This is a genomic window from Nocardia sp. BSTN01 (assembly GCF_015354405.1).
Lineage (GTDB): Bacteria > Actinomycetota > Actinomycetes > Mycobacteriales > Mycobacteriaceae > Nocardia.
Map to the genome: position 1 here is coordinate 1 of NZ_JADKYP010000084.1, position 18,599 is coordinate 18,599.

Here is an 18,599-nt window from a genome sequence, read left to right on the forward strand (position 1 = left end):
ATCCCGTTCTGCCACAACGGCTGCCCGCTGGGGAACCTGATTCCCGAGTGGAACGACCTGGTCTACCGGGATCGCTGGCGCGAGGGCATCGACCGTCTGCACGCGACCAACAACTTCCCGGAGTTCACCGGGCGGCTGTGTCCGGCGCCGTGTGAGGCGTCGTGTGTGCTCGGCATCAACCAGGATCCGGTCACCATCAAGCAGGTCGAGGTCGAGCTCATCGAGAACGCCTTCGACGAGGGCTGGGTGCAGCCGGTCTATCCGACTCGCCTGACCGGTAAGAAGATCGCGGTCGTGGGTTCGGGTCCGGCCGGTCTGGCCGCGGCCCAGCAGCTGACCCGCGCCGGCCACACCGTCACGGTGTTCGAGCGCGACGACCGCATCGGCGGTCTGCTGCGCTACGGCATTCCGGAATTCAAGATGGAGAAGCGCTTCATCGACCGCCGCCTGGCGCAGATGGAGGCCGAAGGCACCATCTTCAAGGCGGGCGTGAACGTCGGTGTCGACATCACCGCCGAGCAGCTGCGCGAGCAGTTCGACGCGGTGGTGCTCGCCGGTGGTTCCACCATCGCGCGTGACCTGCCGATTCCGGGTCGCGATCTGGACGGCATCCACCAGGCGATGGAATTCCTGCCGCTGGCCAACCGCGTTCAGCTGGGCGATCCGGTCGCCGACGAGGAGGGCCTGCCGCGGATTCACGCCAAGGGCAAGAAGGTCGTCATCATCGGTGGCGGTGACACCGGCGCCGACTGCCTGGGCACCTCGCACCGGCAGGGTGCGGCCAGCATCCACCAGTTCGAGATCATGGCGAAGCCGCCGGCCGAGCGGGCCGAGTCGACCCCGTGGCCGACCTATCCGCTGATGTTCCGGGTCTCCTCGGCGCACGAAGAGGGCGGCGAGCGCGTCTTCTCGGTGAACACCGAGCGGTTCATCGGCGCGGACGGCAAGGTGACCGGACTGCAGGCGCACGAGGTTCGCAACGTCAACGGCCGCTTCGAGAAGGTCGAGGGCACCGACTTCACCCTGGAGGCCGATCTGGTCCTGCTGGCGATGGGCTTCGTCGGCCCGCAGAAGCCGGGCCTGCTCGAGGATCTCGGCGTCGGCTACGACCAGCGCGGCAACGTCAAGCGCGGTAAGGACTTCCAGACCACCGTTCCCGGCGTCTTCGTCGCCGGCGATATGGGGCGTGGGCAGTCGCTGATCGTGTGGGCCATCGCCGAGGGCCGGGCCGCCGCGTCGGCGGTGGACAAGCACCTCGAGGGTGAGACCGCGCTGCCGGCGCCGATCGCTCCGACGGCGGTCGCTCAGCGCTGACTCCGGAAAACCAGAGGCGTCCACGGGCTTTCGAGCCCGTGGACGCCTGTTTTTTTCGCTCTGTAGTGCGGAAACGTGTACCCGAGTCGCAAACATCGGAAATCGGACGGGATTTCGAGCTCGGATGGCAGTTCCACCGTGCCGCCGTTATTCTGAGCACCGGTATGTCGTAAATGCTCTTGGTCCGTGTCCGGACTCGTTGTCGCGAGGTCGTCTCGCTGCCGCGTGTCACGGATGCGGGCGGTTTTTGCTTCGCCGGGAATTTACCGCGCGGCAATGTGGCGGCGGCATCATCAGCGGCGAATACATATGAGGAGCCCCGGCGAGGGCTGGCTTGAACTGGAGCAGCATGCGGTTGAAGAAGGTTGTCGCGGCCGCCGGGGCGGCAGTCGCGGTACTGGCTGGTATGGCAGTGTCGGGTACCGCGATCGGAAGCGGTTCCGCGAGTGCGGATCCCGGATGCCCGAGCCTATATGTCGTCGCGATTCCGGGCACCTGGGAAACCGGTGACCACAAGCCCGATCACATGGTCGGCCCCGGCATGCTGTCCGGTGTGACCCGCGGCCTGCCGAGTTCGACGGACGTCGACTACGTCGGCTACGCCGCGACCGCCTTCCCGTGGGAGGGCGATGTCTACGGCGCCTCCAAGAAGGAAGCGACCGACAACGCGCGCGGCCTCATCCAGGCGATGGCGGCCCGCTGCGCCGGTACGCATTACGCGATCGTCGGCTACAGCCAGGGTGCGGATGCCGCAGGCGATCTGGCGGCCGAGATCGGCACCGGCCTGGGCGTGGTTGCGCCGGACCGCGTTTCGGGTGTCGGCCTGATCTCCGATCCGCGCCGTTCGCCCACCGACGTCCAGGTCGGCCCGGTGGTCGGCGGCGCCGGTGCCGGTGGTCCGCGCGTGGGTGGATTCGGCTTCCTCAGCGACCGGGTGCGCACCATCTGCGCGGCCGGTGACCTGTACTGCTCCACCGAGGACACCGACTACGTCACCCGCTTCGCCGGATTCCTGGCGCAGGCCTCCGGTGCGAGCGCGGCCAACCTGTGGCGCTACCAGCTCGAGGCCGGGTCGATCATCGGCGATCTGATGGCGCACGGCGGGGTCGCGGCGCTGCAGTCGCAGCTCACCGACGACGCCAACCAGCAACGGGTGGAACAGCTCGAGCACTTCTATCAGTCCGGTACCCACACCTCCTACGGCAACTATTCGGTGGGCGGCGGTCAGACCGCGATCTCCTGGATGCACAACTGGATCGCCGGAATGGCATGAGCCGGTGATCCACCTGTGAAGGCCACCCCGCATCGAGCGGGGTGGCCTTCGCCGTTTCCGAGGTCGGCAGTCGGGGCCGGGGATCAGCCGGCGGAGCCGGTCGGCGGGAGTTGGGGCAGCTGCGGCGCGGGAGCCGGCTGGTTCTCCGGTCCGCGGTCCCGGTCCCCGCGGTTGTCGCCGCGGTGGTCACCGTCGGGCCCGCGGTGGTCGCCGTCGTGATCGCGGTCGCCGGGGTGGTTGTCACGGTCGATGGCGACCGCGCTGGGGGCGTTGGCGGGGGTGTCGGCGAAGGCCGGCACGGCGAGCGCGGACAGGGGAACGACGACGAGCGCACCGGCGACGGCGACGCGGGTCACGAGGCGGCGGGTGCGGTTCTTCGGCTTCGCGGTGGTCTGCAAGGTTTCGGCCTTTCGTCTGCGAATTACAGAGCCGCGCTGTCGGTTTCGGGCCGGTAGCCCGGCGGCTCACGAGTACATCGAAACGCCCCCGGCTGGGACGGCGATGTCCGCGAACTGTGAATGAACTTTGAAGCGACGTGTCCCACACAGCAACGAGGGCCGCTCCCGAAGGGGAGCGGCCCTCGTGTGCCGTCGCGGTCGATCAGCCGAACGAGCCGGTGGGAGGCGGTCCGGGGAGGAAGCCGGCGGGCCCGCCGGGCAGGAAACCGCCCGGGCCCGGCTGCCAGGGCCCGTGGTCGTGATCGTGGTGATGACGCCACCCGTCGTGGTCGTGGTCGTGGTCGTGCCAGTCGACGGGTGCGGCGGAGGGGGTGTCGGCGAAGGCGGGAACTGCGACCGCTGCCACGGGGGCGGCGGCGACGGCGCCGGCGACGGCGATGCGGGCGATCAGCCTGCGGCGCGAAGAACTCTTGGAGAGCAACGGATTACCTTTCACTCGGAACACGGGCCGTCGTGCGGAAGCCCATGGTCACCCATGGAACGACCCGAGCCTGGGACGGACAAGCGATCACGCTGGTAATCGGCTGTGAATTGTGGCGGCTGTTCAGGCCACCGGCAGGTTGCGCGGCAACAGGTCCCAGACGTGGCTGTTCTCGTTCACCGTCGCCGCGGTCCGGGTCCCGCTGCGCGAGAAGAGCACTCGGGTGATCGAGCAGTAGTCGATCGGAAAGGTCAGCGGCCGTTCGAGGCCGAGCACGTCCTGCAGCAGTACGTTGATCACCCCGCCGTGGGCGAAGGCGACGACCGTATCGGCCGGTTCGGCGGCCGCGACGATATCGGCGATCGTGCCCAGCACCCGCGCCACGAACGCGGGCCCGTCGATCTGTTCGGGCAGATGTCCGGCCTTGATCCGGTCGTAGGTGGCGCGGAAGTCCCGCTTGGCGTCCTCGATCGGAATATAGGCGGGGAGGTCGCGGTCGTATTCGGCCAGCCCGTCGAGTACCTCGACCGGCAGTCCCAGCTTCTCGGCCGTCGGCGCGGCGGTATCGCGGGCCCGCCGCTGCGGACTGCTCACCACCCGTGCGACGCGATGCTCGCCCCCCGCGAAGCGGGCGATCACCGGGGGTACCCGCCGGGCCTGTTCGACTCCCAGTTCGGTGAGTTCGGGATCGGCGGGACCGGAGGTGGTCAGCACCCGTCCGGGCTGGGCGTGACGCACGAGAACAAGCTGCACGGATCTACTGTGCCGGACGCCGGTTCCGGGTTCGCGAACGGGTGCGCGGACTGGGACGCCGCAGGTGCGGTCAGCGTCCGTCGCCTTGGCCGGTGCGCGGTTTGACCAGCGGGAACGGCAGCGTTTCGCGGATGCTGCGGCCGGTGATCAGCATGACCACGCGGTCCACGCCCACACCCAGGCCGCCGGTCGGCGGCATGGCGAATTCCAGTGCCTCCAGGAAATCCTCGTCCAGCTCCATGGCTTCCGGGTCGCCGCCCGCGGCCAGCAGCGACTGTTCGGTCAGGCGGCGGCGCTGTTCGATCGGATTGGTCAATTCGCTGTAGGCGGTGCCGAGTTCGACACCCCACGCCACCAGATCCCAGCGTTCGGCGACACCGGCGATGCGGCGATGCGCGCGTGTCAGCGGTGAGACGGAGGTCGGGAAATCGATGTAGAAGGTCGGTTCCAGGGTCCGGTCCTCGACCAGGTGCTCGTACATCTCGAGCACGATCTGCCCGGCGTCCCAGCCCGGCTGATACGGCACCTCGACCTTGTCGCACAGCAATCGCAGCCGATCCACCGGGGTGTCGGGGGTGACGGTCTCGCCGACGGCTTCGGAGATGGCGCCGTGCACGGTGCGCACCGGCCAGTCGCCGGAGATGTCGACCTCGGTCAGCGTTCCGTCCGCATCCGGTCGCAGGGCGACGCAGGCGCCGTTGGCCGCGATCGCCGCGTTCTGGATCAGCTGCCGGCACGCGTGCATCATCCGCTCGTAGTCGCTGTGCGCCTCGTAGGCTTCCAGAATCGTGAATTCCGGATTGTGGCTGTAGTCCACGCCCTCGTTGCGGAACACCCGGCCCAGTTCGAAGACCTTCTCCATCCCGCCCACGCACAATCGCTTGAGATACAGCTCCGGTGCGATGCGCAGATACAGGTCCAGGTCGTAGGCGTTGATGTGGGTGCGGAAGGGCGCGGCGTTGGCGCCGCCGTGCACCTGCTGCAGTACCGGCGTCTCGACCTCGAGGAAACCCCAGCCGTTCAACGTGTCCCGCAGCGACCGCACCACCGCACTACGTTTGGCCAGCACCTCGCGTGCCTCGACGTTGATCGTCATATCGACGTAGCGCTGACGCACCCGCGCCTCGGGGTCGGCGAGTCCGCGCCATTTGTCCGGCAGTGGGTGCAGGCATTTGCCGATCATCCGCCAGTCCTGGGCGAGCAGCGACAGTTCGCCGCGGCGGCTGCTGCCGATCTGGCCGCTCACCTCGATCAGATCACCCAGGTCGAAATACTCGCCGAACGAACTCGAGCGGCGCGCGCCGACCCGGTCCCGGTCGATGAGGATCTGGATGTCACCGGACCAGTCGCGCAGCGCCGCGAAGGTGACGCCGCCGTGATCGCGGATCCGCAACAGCCGCCCGCACACCCGCACCGTGGTGCCCTTGGGGGAGCGACGCGCATCGGCGATCGAATGGGTCGGCGCGTAGGCCACCGGGTAGGCGTCGATATCGGCCGATTCGAGCCGGCGCACCTTGTCCATCCGGACCCGCACCTGTTCGGGGCGGCGGGCGGCGGCCTGTTCGAGTTCCGAGGGCGGCGCCTCGGGCGGGCTGCCGTCGGCGTGCAGCCCGGTGAGGGCCGGCGGTACCGCGGAATGCAGACCGGTGTGCGCCGAGGCATCCGGCTGCTGGCCGAAGCGCGGCAGGAAGCCCTCGGCCAGCGCGCTGGCGAACGCCACCCGCGGCAGCTGGCGGCGTTCCTCGAAGATGAAGAACCGCGGCACCCACTGCGGCTGATATTTCACATTCGACCGGTACAGCGCCTCGAGCTGCCACCAGCGGCTGAAGAACATCAGCACACTGCGCCACAGCCGCAGCACCGGGCCGGCGCCGATCCGGCCGCCCTCCTCGAAGACCGAGCGGAACACCGCGAAGTTCAGCGAGACCCGGGTGATCCCGTACTGTTCCGAGGTCAGCGCCAGCTGGGAAATCATGAATTCCATGATTCCGTTCGGGCCCTTGGGATCTCGTCGCATCACATCGAGCGAGACGCCGCTGCGGCCCCACGGCACCAGCGAGAGCATGCCCCATACGCGGCCGTCGCGGTCGAGCGCCTCCACCAGCAGGCTGTCTCCGTCGAGCCGGTCACCGAGGCGGCCCAGTGCCATCGAGAAGCCGCGTTCGGTTTCGGTGTCGCGCCAGGAATCGGCGCGGGCGATCATCTGCGCCATCTCGTCCGGCGACAGTTCGCTGTGCCGGCGGACCCGGACGGTGAAGCCCTGTTTGTGTAAACGGTTGGCGGCCTGGCGGACCTGCTTCATCTCGGGCCCGGCCAGTGAGAAGGAACGGGTGTCGAGAATCGCCTCGTCGCCCAGGCGCAGGGCGGACAGGCCCGCCCGGCGGTAGGCGGTGGCGCCGAGTTCGCCCGCGCCCATCACGGCCGGGGCCCAACCGTATTCGTCGGCCAGTCGCAACCAGGCATCGATGGCCTGTGGCCACGCCTCCCGCACGCCGATCGGATCGCCGGAGGCCAGGCAGACGCCGAGTTCGACGCGATAGGTGATCGCCGCCTTGCCGCTGGGCGCGAACACCACGGCCTTGTCGCGGCGAGTCGCGAAGTAGCCCAGCGAATCCTCGACATCGGAACGGGCGAGCAGGCCGCGCACCGCGGATTCGTCCAGGCCGGTCATGGCGTTGGAGGCGCGCTGGGAGCGGAACAGCACCAGCGCCGCCGCCAGCAGCGCGATCGCACCGAACAGGCCGAGCAGCAGATTCACCACATGCGGGGGGTGGCCGTCGAAGTTGTTGTCCGCCACCAGAATTGTCGCGGTGACCCGTGAAACCGCCCACAGCGGACGTTGCGCACCGCGCGGCAGGCTGCCGGGGAACAGTTCCACCAGCCCCCATCCGAGCAGACTGCTGATGACCAGCCCGCTGACCAGGACACCGAGCGCCTTCCACACCGCGCCCCGCCGCACCCGGGTGTAGAACTCCGGCCACGCCGCGATCATCAGGCCGATCACCGCCAGGTGGACGAACAGCGCGGCCAGCGCGTGGGGATCCTGTTCCTCGGCGAAATCCAGTCCGTTGGCGAGCGCGAACAGCGCCATGTACCCGACCAGCAGCCACCACGCGATGCGTTTCCGGGAGGCCGTCGCGCCGGCGAGCAGACCGACGATCACCGCCCACATCAGGTTCGTGTCGGGCGCGTCGAAATAGTAGGCGTCGAGGTAGTGCCGCGGGACCGAGGTGATGTAGCGCAGGCCGGGCGAAATACTCCACAGCGCACACAGAATCGAGAACACGCCGAGAACCAGGCCGACCAGGTGGGGGACTTCGCTCAGCCGACCGTGGGCGCGATGCGGAACCGGTGAGGAGGGTGATCTGTGGTCGCGCGAGTGAAGCTGGTCTTGCGTGGAAGTCACCGCACCAGTGTGCGGGCTGGGACCGCTCGAGGGGAGAAGGCCACCGGGCGAGTCCTGCTCGTGCACGGTCATATTCGATCCTTTCGCCGGACCCCGGTACCCATCGCGACGGGGGCGGCGTGCGGCCCGTCGGGCGCGGCGGTAAAGATGTAACCCATGTCGGATCCAGTCGATGTGCCGATCGAAGACGAAGTCATTCGACTCGGGCAATTCCTGAAGCTGGCCAATCTCATCGACAGCGGGTCGGAGGCCAAGACCGTGATCGCCGCCGGGCTCGTGCGCGTCAACGACGAGGTGGAACTACGGCGGGGCCGCCAGCTCCATGCCGGAGACGTGGTCGCACTCGCCGGCCACCGCGTGCGGGTGGCAGGCGGATAGTTCGGCGGGCGCGGGCCCGGCGGCGACCGGCGACTCATTCCGCGCGGACGACGACCCCGTCGTGATCGCTGTAGAGCATCTCGCCCGGAACGAAGGTGACGCCGCCGAATTCGACCGGCACATCGCGTTCGCCGGATCCGGTCTGCGTGCTCTTGCGCGGATTCGTGCCCAGCGCCTTGATGCCGATGGGCAGGGTGCGCAGAATCGCCGAATCGCGCACGCCGCCGTTGACGACGACACCGGACCAGCCGTTGTCGACGCCGCGTCCGGCGATTACGTCACCGACGAGGGCGGTGTGGATGCTCGCGCCGCCGTCGACGACCAGCACACGTCCTTCACCGGGTTCGCTGAGAGTCTGCTTGACCAACAGATTGTCCTGGAAGCAGCGAATGGTGACGATGCGCCCGCTGAACACCGGATTGCCGCCGAACTGCGTGAATTGCGTATCGCAGCTACGAATCTCGGGGCCGATCTCATCGGCGAGGTCGGCGGTTGCCACTAGGTTTGCTGAATCGGTCACCAAATAAGCTTGCCATGCGAGTGATGATCGAATCCTGAGACCTTCCCGCCGCCCGGCGTCGGCCCGGCCGGTTCAGCTGTCGAGGGTGCGCTGATACTCCGCGATCCTGGTCGTCAGATTGTGGGTGGTGTGTTTGACCGACAGCTTCACGAACGGCTCGATGGTCTTGCCCAGCACCTTGCCCGCGAGTCCGCCCGGTACCCGGTATTCGACGATGGCGTCCACCGTGCAGTCGCGGTCGCCGCGGGGATGGAACAGGAAGGTCGATTCGATCTCGAAGCCGGTCACGGCCTTCACCGCGATCGCGACGTTCTTCTCCCAGCGCACGATCTGCAATCGGGAGGTCAGCGAGGCGGGGCCCAGTTTGATCTCGGTGTCGAACGTCGCGCCCAGCCCGGCCACCTGATCGGTGATCGGGCGGAAGGAATGCACCTCGGTGACGAATTCCGGCAGATGGCGATAGTCGTTGACGTAGTCGAACGCGGTCTCGGCCGGCGCGGCGCAATCGGCCACGATCTTCACTGCGGTCATGGGACCAACCGTAACGTGTTGCAGTCCGGCCCGGACCGGATGTAATTGCTATCACTCCAGTTCGCAGGGCCTATCCGGCCCGGGCTCGGACTCAGGCCGTCACCGACAGTGTCGCCGCCAAGCCGAACACCGCCGCCATCACCACCACCTCGATCAGCGCCCGGCGCAGCGAGTCGTCCGCACTCATCCGATGGTCGGTGGCCACCGGAACCCAGCTGCGCCGCCACCACCAGCCGAGCCCGAGCAGCGCGAGGGCCATGACCGTCTTCGCGAGCAGGACGCGGCCGTACCCGGTGTCGATCAGCGCGGCCGGATCGCCGACCCGGACCAGCCCGTTGACCACGCCGGTCACCGTCACCGCCGCCACCGCGGGCAGCGCCCAGCCGGAATAGCGCGGCAGGATCACCGCCCATTCACCGCGGGTGCGCACCACCAGCGCCAGCGCCAGCAGCAGACCGAACCAGGCGGCCGCGGCGAGAGCGTGCACCGCGGCCAGTACCGAGCCCAGCGTCTGCTGCGACATATGGCCGGTGATCGGCCGCAGCACCAGCGTCACCGCGGCGAAGACCAGCACCAGATCGGCGCTCGCGCGCTCCGGTCGCCGGAAGGCCAGCGTGCTGTAGCAGGCGACCGCCGCGGTGCCGATCAGCACGGCGATGCCGATCTGGCCGCCGCTGACATGCGCGACGTAGTCGCCGAAATCGCCGGCGCGCAAGCGACTCAGCGGAACCCCGACCACCTCGGCGGCCTCGGTGGACAGCAGCACGAATTCCGCGACCGTCCAGAGCCCGCCGAATACGGCCAGCAGCCGCCACGCGGGCCGCAGCCGGTCGTGCAGGCGCGGCAGAGCCGCCAGGCCGAGAACCGCCGCGCCCAGCCCGTCGGCCAGGGTGCGCACCGGCGCCTCGGCCTGTACCGGATCGGGTGCGGCGAGCGCCCATCCGGCGGCCACACCGACGAGGGCGGCCGGGACGACCAGCAGCAGTGCGTATCGCAGTGCGGTGGATCTGCTGCCGGCCGTCCCCGGCCTCATGGTTTGCCGCCGCTGCCCGGCCGTCGGGAGCGACCGCCGAACAGCGCAAACGCCAGTCCACCGCCGAACAGGACGACCGCGGCCACGATGAACACCCACAGCGGTACGCCACCGGAATCGCCGTCGCCACCGGAACTGCTCTTGGCGTCGGCCTTGGCCCCCGGTGTCCCGTGACCGGGCGTGGTCAGCTCGAAGGTCCGGGTGCCGCTGACCGGATGGCCGTCGGCGGAGGTGACCCGGTACGCCATCGTGTAGGTGCCGGCCGGGCCGAGGTCACCGACCTCGACGCTGACGGTCGGCCCGTCCACCACCGGTTTGCCCTTCGACCACAGATTCCCGTCCGGGCCGACGACGGTCAGCGACGGGAAGCTCGGCTGCAGATTCTCGTTGAAGGTGATGCTGACCCGCGCCGGGCCGGTCGCGAGTTTCGCGCCGTCGGCGGGGTCGGTGGATACCACCGTCGAATGCGCGGCGGCCGGACCGGCGACCGCGATCGCCAGTCCACCCAGCGCCAGCGCACCGACCAGGGCCAACAGGATGCGGCGCATCATGCGCGCCGGCTCCGGATCAGGCTGCCGAGTCCGAGCGCGGCGCCGAGGGCGCCGAGTACCAGTCCGATACCGCCCAGCCAGCGCGCGGTGTTGTCGGAATCGGACTCGTCGCTGTCGGCGTCGTTCGACATACCGGCCGCGTGGTCGTGATCGGAGCCGGCGGCCGCCAGTGTGACGCTCGGTGCGGGGTGCTCGGGTTCGTCACCGCCGGCGGGCATGGGTTCGTTCCAGTTGACGACCTTGCCGTCGCTGTAGGTCTGGGTGGCCGGGAAGCTGATCTTGTCCTGCTTCGGCAACGGACCGACCGCGAGGGCGAAGCGCTGGAACTGTTCGGGGGTGATGCCGGGATTGCCCGGGTTGGCGGTCCAGGTCACCGAGGTGAACTGGTTCTTGTCGTTCTTCTCGGTCTTGGCGGTCCAGCCCGCGACGGGTTCGGTGCGGGCCGCGGACAGCTGCGGCAGCGCGACGGTCAGCTTGGTGGTGGACGCGGTCGCCGATTCGGTCGGCACGCGGAAGGTGATGACGGCGTAGCCGCCCTGGGCCGCGCCGGGCGCGTCGGCGGTGACGTGCGCGGCCGCGGTGCCGGAGGCGAGCAGGGCGAGACCTGCGGCGGCGCCGGTCGCGACCAGGGCGCGCGACAGTGAGGTGGACATGCGTGAGCTCACGATGGGTGACTTTCTCGGTACTCGGGCGTTATGCCGGGGGAATTGCCTGTGGTCGGGGAGCGGTTCAGGCGAGTACCGGTGGTGCGCGGGAGCCGAGGGCACCGGCGCGCCATTGCTGCCACGGGGGCCGCACGGCGGTCCGCCACCGTGCCGTGGCGATGTCCACCGGCGGCAGCGGCCGGGTCGTGACGGCCCGGACCGAGTCGGAGACAGCGGCATACAGACGTTCCACGGCCACGATCAGCGCGGCACAGGCCACGGTCGCGAGCGTGTGCGCCAGCGTCATCCAGCTGCTCGGCCAGATCGACGTCAATCCGGAAAGGCCGCTCCCACACGATGTTCCACCGGGCCGGTGGGCGGGCAGCAGACTCAGCGCGATATGGGAAACCGCCTGTCCGCCACCGAGTGCCGCCAGGACGCCGGTCCGGCCCCACGCACCGCCCGCGGGCGGCAGCGTCGAGGCGAAGGTTCCGGCGACCGTCGCGCTCAGCAGGAGCAGCGCCAGCGTCGCCGAGCCGGGATAGCCGCCGTCGGCCCAGCCGTGCGCGGCGGTCGCGAGGACCACCACCGTCATACCGACCAGCCCGCCGCGGAGCCCATCGATGCCCGGCCGCCGGACCGCTCGCCGGGACGGCGGGGATCCGGTCGGGGGCCGGGCACGAGGCAGCATGGCGAAACGGTCGGTCAGTGCACGCCGAGGCGCGCGAGGATATCGGCTTCGACGCCGGAGAGTTCGTGCGAGATGGAGTTGTGCACCGCCCGGCGGCGCGGCGCGGGCATCTGCTCGGCGGTGCGCACGGCCGCGGACAGGCTGGCGAGCCGGTCGCGGGTGGCGGCCACGAACTTCTGCGTCTCGCCGCTCTTGTCACCGGAGTTCTCGATACCGGCCAGGGTGGATTCGACACCGGTGATGCGGGCCTGCAGGCGGGCGCCGTGGCCGGTGAAGTTGCCCAGCTCGCCGAGGCCGATACCCAGCCGGTGGGCGCGGCGGGTGTCGATCTGGCCGCGGACGAAGGTGGCGGCCCGGTAGGCCAGCGGCGCCAGCACCGGCACCAGCACCCGCGCCACGCCCAGATACTTCTTCACCTGACTCGCGGTGAGCAGTTCCCGGTCGGCGCGTTCGGCGGTCTTGAGGGCGGCCTTCTCCTCGGCCTTCAACGTCGCGATCTGTGCCTTGGCCACATCGCGCTGGGTGCGGAGTTCGGCGCGCTGGCGTTTGCGTTCGTTGCGGGCGCCGAGTTTGGCCTCCATCGCGGCCTTGTGCTTGAGGGCTTTCGCCTCGGCTTTGCGGTCCGCACGCCGCTTGCGCTTGGTGAACAACCCCATCGAAAGCCCTCCGTCACGAAGTTCCGTCATGCTGATATACCCACATGCCACACGGTTTGCGCCAACTGTAGCGGGATGCCCACCCGAGGGCGCCGTCGCGGCGGCCGGTGCGCGTGCCGATCCGGGCTCGCCGGCCGCGTGAGTGCCGAGGTAGCGGCTCCGCGTACGCCCGGCACGCAGGCGGTTCGCGGGAGTGTCGGAGGTAGGGACCATACTGCTTAGCGTGTATTCGGGCAGCGGCGACCGTGACGGTCGCGAGGAGGACGGCGGAGGCGACGAGCGGCGGGCTGCTGCTCGACGAACCGTTGTGGTGCCCGCCGAAGTGGAACGGGCGCAGCAGGTTTCGGCCGGCCCGTCGAGTGCGCCGGCGAACCTGTCGGCGCCCGCCGGGTCGGGCGAGCACCCGCCGCGCATCGCCTATGTCGACGCCCGCGCGCTGGTCGGCTGCCGGCATCGGCTGCATCTGGACGCGACTCATCCGGAACGGTTGCTGGGAGTGCCGGAGGACGCGGGTGTCAAACAGCGCCGCGACGCCGCCACCGCGCATCGCTCGAAGGTCCGCGACACACTCGTCGCCGCCGATCCGCAGGCGTGGGTGATCATCGACCCGGATCAGCACGCGAGCGGCCGCGCCGAGGACACGCTGCGCGCGTGTGCGGAAGGGGCGCACCACATTTGGGGCGCGTTGCTGCCGCAGGAGTCCGATACCGGCCGTCGCGGCGGCTGCGAGATCCTGCTGCGCGATACCGACCGCGGTGGCTACATCCCGATCATCGTGGTCAATCACAAGGTGACCGACCCACGCCAGCCGGATCCGGCCGATTTCCATCCCACCACCTCCGACCTGTACCGCTGGGATCCGCGCCCCGACCGGCACGTCCGGGTCCGCACCCAGCCCCGCGACCAGCAGCGGCTGGCCCATCTCTATCGCATGTTGCAGCGGCACGGGCTGGCCAGTCCCGCGCTGGTCGGCGGCGCCATCGGCTATCACTTCGACCGGATCCTGGTGCACGATCTGGCCCCGGTGCTCGACGAGTACGACCGGCGTTATGCCGACCGCATCGCGGTGGTGCGCGGTGAGCTGCCGACCGTTCCGTCCAAGGTGCCGGAATGCCGGCAGTGCCCGTGGTGGACGCGGGCGCCGAGCGTGACCGGCGGTGAGCGTCCGGATATCACCGAACCGCCCGCGGTGAGCTGCGAGGGCTGGCTGGCGGCCCACCGCGACGTCAGCCTCGTCGCACCCGGCTCCCGCGCCGAACTGCTGCGCCGCCACGGCGTGCAGACCATCGACGACCTGGCCGAGTGGACCGCCGACGAACCCGAGGACTGGCAGTACGAGCCGTTCGCCGAGACGGTCGTGACCGCGCGTGCCTGGATCTCGGGCGCGCCGCTGGTCCGCCGCGTGGACCGGGTTCGGGTCACCCGGGCCGACGTCGAGGTCGACGTCGATCTGGAGAGCTATCAGGAGTACGGCGCCTACCTGTGGGGGACCCTGCTCGACGGGGTGTATCGCCCCTTCTTCACCTGGGACCCGCTGCCGACCGCCGACGAGGCCCGCTCGTTCGCCGAATTCTGGACCTGGCTGATGGCGGTGCGCGCCGACGCGGCCGCGGCGGGCAAGACGTTCGCCGCCTACTGCTACTCGCGCACGGCCGAGGACAAGTGGCTCTACGAATCGGCGCGCCGATTCGCCGGACGGCCCGGCGTCCCCACCGAGGACGAGGTCCGCGCCTTCGTCGACAGCCCGCAATGGGTGGATATGTTCCAGGCGGTGTCGGAGCAGTTCATCTGCCCGAACGGCAAGGGGCTCAAGAAGATCGCCCCGGTCGCCGGATTCGGCTGGCGCGATCCCGAGGCCGGCGGCGAGGCGTCGATGAGCTGGTATCGCCTGGCGGTCGGGTACGACGGTGTGCCCGATCTGTCGCAGCGCACCCGCCTGCTGGAATACAACGAGGACGACGTCCGCGCCACCCAGGTGCTGCGTGAATGGATGGCGCCCGCGCAACCGCGGGCGCACAGTGCCGACGCGGAGGTTCCCGCGATGACCGACTTTCGCGAGCCACCCGCGATCCGTCGTAATATCTGCACGTGACCGATCACGTCGAACAACTGGAGTTTCAGGCCGAGACCCATCAGCTTCTGGAACTGATGATCCACTCGGTCTACTCGAACAAGGACACCTTCCTGCGGGAATTGATCTCGAACGCCTCGGACGCGCTGGACAAGCTGCGGCTCGAGTCGTTCCGGGACAAGGATCTCGAGGTCGACACCTCGGATCTGCATATCGAACTCGAGGTCGACACGGACGCCCGGGTGCTGACCGTTCGCGACAACGGCATCGGCATGTCGCGCGCCGAGGTGGTCGACCTCATCGGCACCCTCGCCAAGTCCGGCACCGCGGAACTGCGCCGCCAGCTGCTGGAATCCAAGGGCGGCGAGGGCGCGGTGAGCTCCGAAGACCTCATCGGCCAGTTCGGTATCGGCTTCTACTCGACCTTCATGGTGGCCGACAAGGTCACGCTGACCACCCGCCGCGCGGGCGAGTCCGAGGGCACCCGCTGGGAGTCCGCGGCCGGCAGCTCGACCTACACCATCGAAACCCTCGACGACGCGCCCCAGGGCACCGCCGTGTCGCTGCATCTGAAGTCCGCGGACGAGGACGATCACCTCTTCGATTACACGCAGGAGTGGAAGCTCCGCGAGATCGTCAAGAAGTACTCGGACTTCATCTCCTGGCCCATCCGGATGCAGGTGGAGCGCACCGTCACCGAGGGTGAGGGCGAGGAGAAGCAGGAAAAGACCATCCTCGAGGAGCAGACGCTCAATTCGCAGAAGGCGCTGTGGACGCGCCCGCGCAGCGACGTCTCCGACGAGGAGTACAAGGAGTTCTACAAGCACGTCTCGCACGCCTGGGACGATCCGCTGGAGATCATTCCGCTCAAGGCCGAGGGCACGTTCGAATATCAGGCGCTGCTGTTCATTCCGTCGCACGCGCCGTTCGATCTGTTCATGCGCGAGCACAAGCGCGGGGTGCAGCTGTATGTGCGCCGGGTGTTCATCATGGACAACTGCGAAGAACTGATGCCGGAGTATCTGCGCTTCGTCAAGGGTGTGGTGGACGCGCAGGATCTGTCGCTGAACGTCTCGCGCGAAATTCTGCAGCAGGACCGGCAGATCCAGATGATTCGCAAGCGCCTGGTCCGCAAGGTGCTGTCGACGATCAAGGATGTGCAGAGCGCCGAATCGGCCGAATCCGCCTCCGACGACGCCACCGCGACAGAGTCGAAGTACCAGACCTTCTGGAACGAATTCGGCCGAGTTCTCAAGGAGGGCTTGCTCTCCGACTTCGACAACCGCGAAACCATCCTGCAGGTCTCGTCTTTCGCCTCGACGCACTCGGATTCCGAGCCGACCACGCTCGCGCAGTACGTGGAGCGCATGGCCGAGGGCCAGGACAAGATCTACTACATGACCGGTGAATCCCGGCAGCAGATCGAGAATTCCCCGCATATGGAGGCCTTCAAGGCCAAGGGCCTCGAGGTGCTGATCCTCACCGACCCGGTCGACGAGATGTGGGTCGGCTCGGTGCCGGACTTCGACGGCAAGCCGTTCCAGTCGATCGCCAAGGGCGAGGTCGATCTGGAGACGGAGGAGGAGAAGAAGGCCTCCGAACAGCTGCGTGAACAGCAGGAGAAGGATTTCGGCGATGTGCTGAAGTGGCTGCGGGAGACGCTGAGCGACAGCGTCAAGGAGGTCCGACTGTCCTCCCGCCTGACCACCTCTCCGGCCTGTGTCGTCGGTGACGTCTTCGACTTCACCCCGCAGCTGGAGCGCATGTACCGCGCGTCCGGCCAGGCGCTCCCGGAATCCAAGCGGATTCTGGAGCTCAACCCGGAGCATCCGCTGGTCACCGGGCTGCGCGATGCGTACGGCAAGGACAAGGAGTCCGAGGATCTGGGCGCAACGGCCGAATTGCTCTACGGCACAGCGGTTCTGGCCGAAGGCGGCGAACTGAAAGACCCGGCCCACTTCGCCCGGATCCTGGCAGACCACCTCACCAAGACCGTCTGACTCATCAAGACCGTCTGACGACGACAACCGAAACACCGAGGCCCGCAAGGATCTTCCTTGCGGGCCTCGGATTGTGAACGCGCTTGCTCGATCGCGCAGCCGTCAGCGGCGCATCAGTCGACGGTGCAACCGGCGACCGGCTTGTCGTTCAACCGGTCCATCAGATAGGGGATGACACCGCTCGGGCTGAAACCGTCGATGATCTCCGGACCGAAGTGGTTCGGCAGCGCCATACCGGGCAGGATCGGCGGCAGACCGTTACTGCGGAAGGTGACCGTGGCACCCTTGCCGCACCAGTCGTCGGCGAGCTGCCGGGCCTGCGGATAGGGCACGGTGTCGTCATTGACCCCGCTGGTGATCAGAACCGGCGCGGTGGGGCTGAGGGTGCCGATGCGTTGCCGGCTCAGAATGTCCATGGCCGCCGGTACTTCGCGCAGGTTGTCCAGAATCGGCCGATGGTCCCGCGTGAAGTCACTTCCGCGCAGGAGCGGATGTTTCAGGATCACATCACCCACACAGCTGTCCTGCAGTTCCGCGAGCAGGCCCTCGCCCTGCGGCGTCACGCGCTGGTCCAGCTCGGGCTTCAAATCCGGAAAGCGTTCCAGGAATCCGTTGAGGGCGTAGGCGACCACACCACCGATGAGATTTCCGTCGATCTGCTGCAGAACCGCGCTCAGATCGGCGGTCGGCGCGCCGGCCCACACCCCTTTCAGGTTCAGCTCCGGTGCATAGCTCGGCTGCAACTCCGCCGCGGACGCGGTCGCCCCGCCGCCCTGGGAGTAACCCCAGAAGGCGAGCGGCGTCTGCGCTCCGGTGCCCGAGAGCGCATTCGCGGCGCGCGCCGCGTCGAGAACGGCGTGCGCCTCTTCCACCCGGTTGACATAGGTGTGGACGCCGGGCGTGCCCAGCCCGATGTAGTCGGTCACGAAAACCCGGGCGCCCAGCGCATGCCACACCATCGCCGAGACCGCCTCCTGATTGGCGGAGATGCTCGGCGGGGTGATCTGGGCGTAGAGGCCGGTGGCGAAGGCCTCCGACGGCGCGCACTGATCGCCCTGTCCGGAGGTACCGGGCGCGATCACGACGGTCGGCCGCGGTCCGGTGCCCTGCCAGGCGGCGGTGGCGTCGAGGTAGGTGCCACTGACCGCGGTGGGAACGCCGTCCTGGGTCTGCGAGGTGTACATGACCTTCTGCGCGTTCGCGGGCCACGGCCCGAATCCCGGCGGCGCCACGAACACCGGCATCGGCTCGGTCTTGATCACCGATCCCGGTGTGGTCGCGAATTGTGCCGGGGGAGTGTAGAACTCGCTCACCGGCGTGGCGGCGGAGCTTCCGGCGGCCGCGCAACCGAGCGCCACCCCCGCACATGCGGCGGCCCCGAGCGCGACGATCCGGCGGAAGCCACCCCCGCCCCGTCTCGGCGATCCACTCGCCCTCGAGTGCTGTGCTCTGTCACCCAGTTGCATCGTCACGACCTGGCCTTTTTGAACTTACTGCCCAGTAGAATCAGCCTTAACCTAGCGTTGATCCCCGCTGGGGAGAAATATGTGATCAGCCGAACCAAAATTTCGCCGCCCTGATCGTGACCGCTCACAAATCAGCGCGCCGGGCGGCCCCACCACAGCTGCCGGGAAACAAGAAGGCCGACGCGGCATTTCCGTGTCGGCCTCGACCAGCGTCAGCGCGGCGCCATGCGCAGCGCACCGTCCATGCGGAAGGTTTCGCCGTTCAGGTAGTCGTGCTCGGTGATGTACTGCGCGAGTTGCGCGTACTCGTCCGGGCGGCCCAGGCGCGAGGGGAACGGCACACCGGCCTCGAGGCCCTTGCGGTACGCTCGATCACCGCGCCGGATTTGGCGCGCACCACCCTCGCCGCGGGCAAGATCCTCGTCGGCTACCA

Annotated in this window: 17 protein-coding genes and 1 pseudogene; 5 read left to right on the forward strand and 13 right to left on the reverse strand. The window is 68.6% G+C overall.

All coding sequences use genetic code 11. From position 1 onward, the window contains the following. Both IRT45_RS33875 and IRT45_RS33880 read left to right on the forward strand, forming a co-directional pair. The coding region (locus IRT45_RS33875) for a glutamate synthase subunit beta (RefSeq protein WP_194809862.1) at nt 1-1,314 on the forward strand (1,314 nt) is incomplete at its 5' end. Between the two features lie 349 nt (nt 1,315-1,663). Further along, nucleotides 1,664-2,587 (forward strand): cutinase family protein, encoded by a 924-nt coding sequence (locus tag IRT45_RS33880; protein ID WP_194809863.1) that lies wholly within the window; start codon nt 1,664-1,666, stop codon nt 2,585-2,587. Between the two features lie 83 nt (nt 2,588-2,670). Here IRT45_RS33880 and IRT45_RS33885 read toward each other — a convergent pair whose 3' ends face one another. The 4 genes from IRT45_RS33885 to lysX all read right to left on the reverse strand — a co-directional run bounded on the left by IRT45_RS33885 (nt 2,671) and on the right by lysX (nt 7,625). Further along, nucleotides 2,671-2,985: a hypothetical protein gene (locus IRT45_RS33885; RefSeq protein WP_062994904.1), complete on the reverse strand. Its 315-nt coding sequence runs from the start codon at nt 2,983-2,985 to the stop codon at nt 2,671-2,673. Between the two features lie 202 nt (nt 2,986-3,187). Beyond that, on the reverse strand, nt 3,188-3,466 hold the full coding sequence (locus IRT45_RS33890; protein ID WP_194809875.1) for a hypothetical protein: 279 nt from the start codon (nt 3,464-3,466) through the stop codon (nt 3,188-3,190). Nucleotides 3,467-3,589: 123 nt separating this feature from the next. After that, a complete protein-coding gene (locus IRT45_RS33895) occupies nt 3,590-4,219 on the reverse strand; it encodes a histidine phosphatase family protein (RefSeq protein ID WP_194809864.1) in 630 nt (209 codons plus the stop codon). Between the two features lie 70 nt (nt 4,220-4,289). Beyond that, a complete protein-coding gene (lysX, locus tag IRT45_RS33900) occupies nt 4,290-7,625 on the reverse strand; it encodes a bifunctional lysylphosphatidylglycerol synthetase/lysine--tRNA ligase LysX (protein WP_309241275.1) in 3,336 nt (1,111 codons plus the stop codon). A 156-nt stretch (nt 7,626-7,781) separates the two neighbouring features. Here lysX and IRT45_RS33905 point away from each other — a divergent pair, with 156 nt between their 5' ends. Next, nucleotides 7,782-8,003, forward strand: a complete 222-nt coding sequence (locus IRT45_RS33905; RefSeq protein ID WP_030516732.1) for an RNA-binding S4 domain-containing protein — start codon at nt 7,782-7,784, stop codon at nt 8,001-8,003. 34 nt (nt 8,004-8,037) lie between these two features. On the opposite strand, the gene rraA is transcribed toward IRT45_RS33905, so the two are convergent. The 7 genes from rraA to IRT45_RS33940 form a co-directional block, all read right to left on the reverse strand. After that, the gene (gene rraA / locus IRT45_RS33910) at nt 8,038-8,523 is read right to left on the reverse strand and encodes a ribonuclease E activity regulator RraA (RefSeq protein ID WP_039775068.1); all 486 of its coding nucleotides are present in this window, start codon (nt 8,521-8,523) and stop codon (nt 8,038-8,040) included. 72 nt (nt 8,524-8,595) lie between these two features. Continuing rightward, entirely contained in the window at nt 8,596-9,054 is a 459-nt protein-coding gene (locus IRT45_RS33915; RefSeq protein ID WP_194809866.1) for an SRPBCC family protein, read from the reverse strand. A gap of 91 nt (nt 9,055-9,145) precedes the next feature. Further along, nucleotides 9,146-10,087 carry a CopD family protein gene (locus tag IRT45_RS33920; RefSeq protein ID WP_194809867.1) on the reverse strand — a complete coding sequence of 314 codons (942 nt, stop codon included), beginning with the start codon at nt 10,085-10,087 and terminating at the stop codon, nt 9,146-9,148. Further along, complete coding sequence (locus tag IRT45_RS33925; RefSeq protein ID WP_194809868.1) at nt 10,084-10,638, reverse strand: copper resistance CopC family protein; 555 nt, start codon at nt 10,636-10,638, stop codon at nt 10,084-10,086. Before IRT45_RS33925 ends, IRT45_RS33920 begins: the two co-directional genes overlap by 4 nt. Beyond that, nucleotides 10,635-11,291, reverse strand: a complete 657-nt coding sequence (locus IRT45_RS33930) for a YcnI family protein (RefSeq protein ID WP_194809869.1) — start codon at nt 11,289-11,291, stop codon at nt 10,635-10,637. Before IRT45_RS33930 ends, IRT45_RS33925 begins: the two co-directional genes overlap by 4 nt. A gap of 76 nt (nt 11,292-11,367) precedes the next feature. Then, complete coding sequence (locus IRT45_RS33935) at nt 11,368-11,973, reverse strand: hypothetical protein (RefSeq protein WP_194809870.1); 606 nt, start codon at nt 11,971-11,973, stop codon at nt 11,368-11,370. A 14-nt stretch (nt 11,974-11,987) separates the two neighbouring features. Next, nucleotides 11,988-12,629, reverse strand: a complete 642-nt coding sequence (locus IRT45_RS33940) for a DUF6474 family protein (RefSeq protein ID WP_194809872.1) — start codon at nt 12,627-12,629, stop codon at nt 11,988-11,990. Nucleotides 12,630-13,002: 373 nt separating this feature from the next. Between IRT45_RS33940 and IRT45_RS33945 the strand changes: the two genes are divergently transcribed. Both IRT45_RS33945 and htpG read left to right on the forward strand, forming a co-directional pair. After that, on the forward strand, nt 13,003-14,721 hold the full coding sequence (locus tag IRT45_RS33945) for a TM0106 family RecB-like putative nuclease (RefSeq protein ID WP_194809873.1): 1,719 nt from the start codon (nt 13,003-13,005) through the stop codon (nt 14,719-14,721). Beyond that, the gene (gene htpG / locus IRT45_RS33950; protein ID WP_194809871.1) at nt 14,718-16,700 is read left to right on the forward strand and encodes a molecular chaperone HtpG; all 1,983 of its coding nucleotides are present in this window, start codon (nt 14,718-14,720) and stop codon (nt 16,698-16,700) included. Before IRT45_RS33945 ends, htpG begins: the two co-directional genes overlap by 4 nt. Nucleotides 16,701-16,813: 113 nt before the next feature. Here the strand turns inward: htpG and IRT45_RS33955 are convergent, their stop codons facing one another. Both IRT45_RS33955 and IRT45_RS33960 read right to left on the reverse strand, forming a co-directional pair. Next, complete coding sequence (locus IRT45_RS33955) at nt 16,814-18,013, reverse strand: lipase family protein (protein WP_309241276.1); 1,200 nt, start codon at nt 18,011-18,013, stop codon at nt 16,814-16,816. Nucleotides 18,014-18,378: 365 nt separating this feature from the next. After that, nucleotides 18,379-18,599 (reverse strand): annotated as a pseudogene (locus IRT45_RS33960) (hypothetical protein); the annotation flags it as partial.

Bases quoted from the DNA above. Each gene is read 5' to 3' on its own strand.
- IRT45_RS33905 (WP_030516732.1), top strand. From the start codon at position 7,782: ATGTCGGATCCAGTCGATGTGCCGATCGAAGACGAAGTCATTCGACTC.
- IRT45_RS33940 (WP_194809872.1), bottom strand. From the start codon at position 12,629: ATGGGGTTGTTCACCAAGCGCAAGCGGCGTGCGGACCGCAAAGCCGAG.
- IRT45_RS33935 (WP_194809870.1), bottom strand. From the start codon at position 11,973: ATGCTGCCTCGTGCCCGGCCCCCGACCGGATCCCCGCCGTCCCGGCGA.
- IRT45_RS33880 (WP_194809863.1), top strand. From the start codon at position 1,664: ATGCGGTTGAAGAAGGTTGTCGCGGCCGCCGGGGCGGCAGTCGCGGTA.
- IRT45_RS33915 (WP_194809866.1), bottom strand. From the start codon at position 9,054: ATGACCGCAGTGAAGATCGTGGCCGATTGCGCCGCGCCGGCCGAGACC.
- IRT45_RS33930 (WP_194809869.1), bottom strand. From the start codon at position 11,291: ATGTCCACCTCACTGTCGCGCGCCCTGGTCGCGACCGGCGCCGCCGCA.
- IRT45_RS33920 (WP_194809867.1), bottom strand. From the start codon at position 10,087: ATGAGGCCGGGGACGGCCGGCAGCAGATCCACCGCACTGCGATACGCA.
- IRT45_RS33925 (WP_194809868.1), bottom strand. From the start codon at position 10,638: ATGATGCGCCGCATCCTGTTGGCCCTGGTCGGTGCGCTGGCGCTGGGT.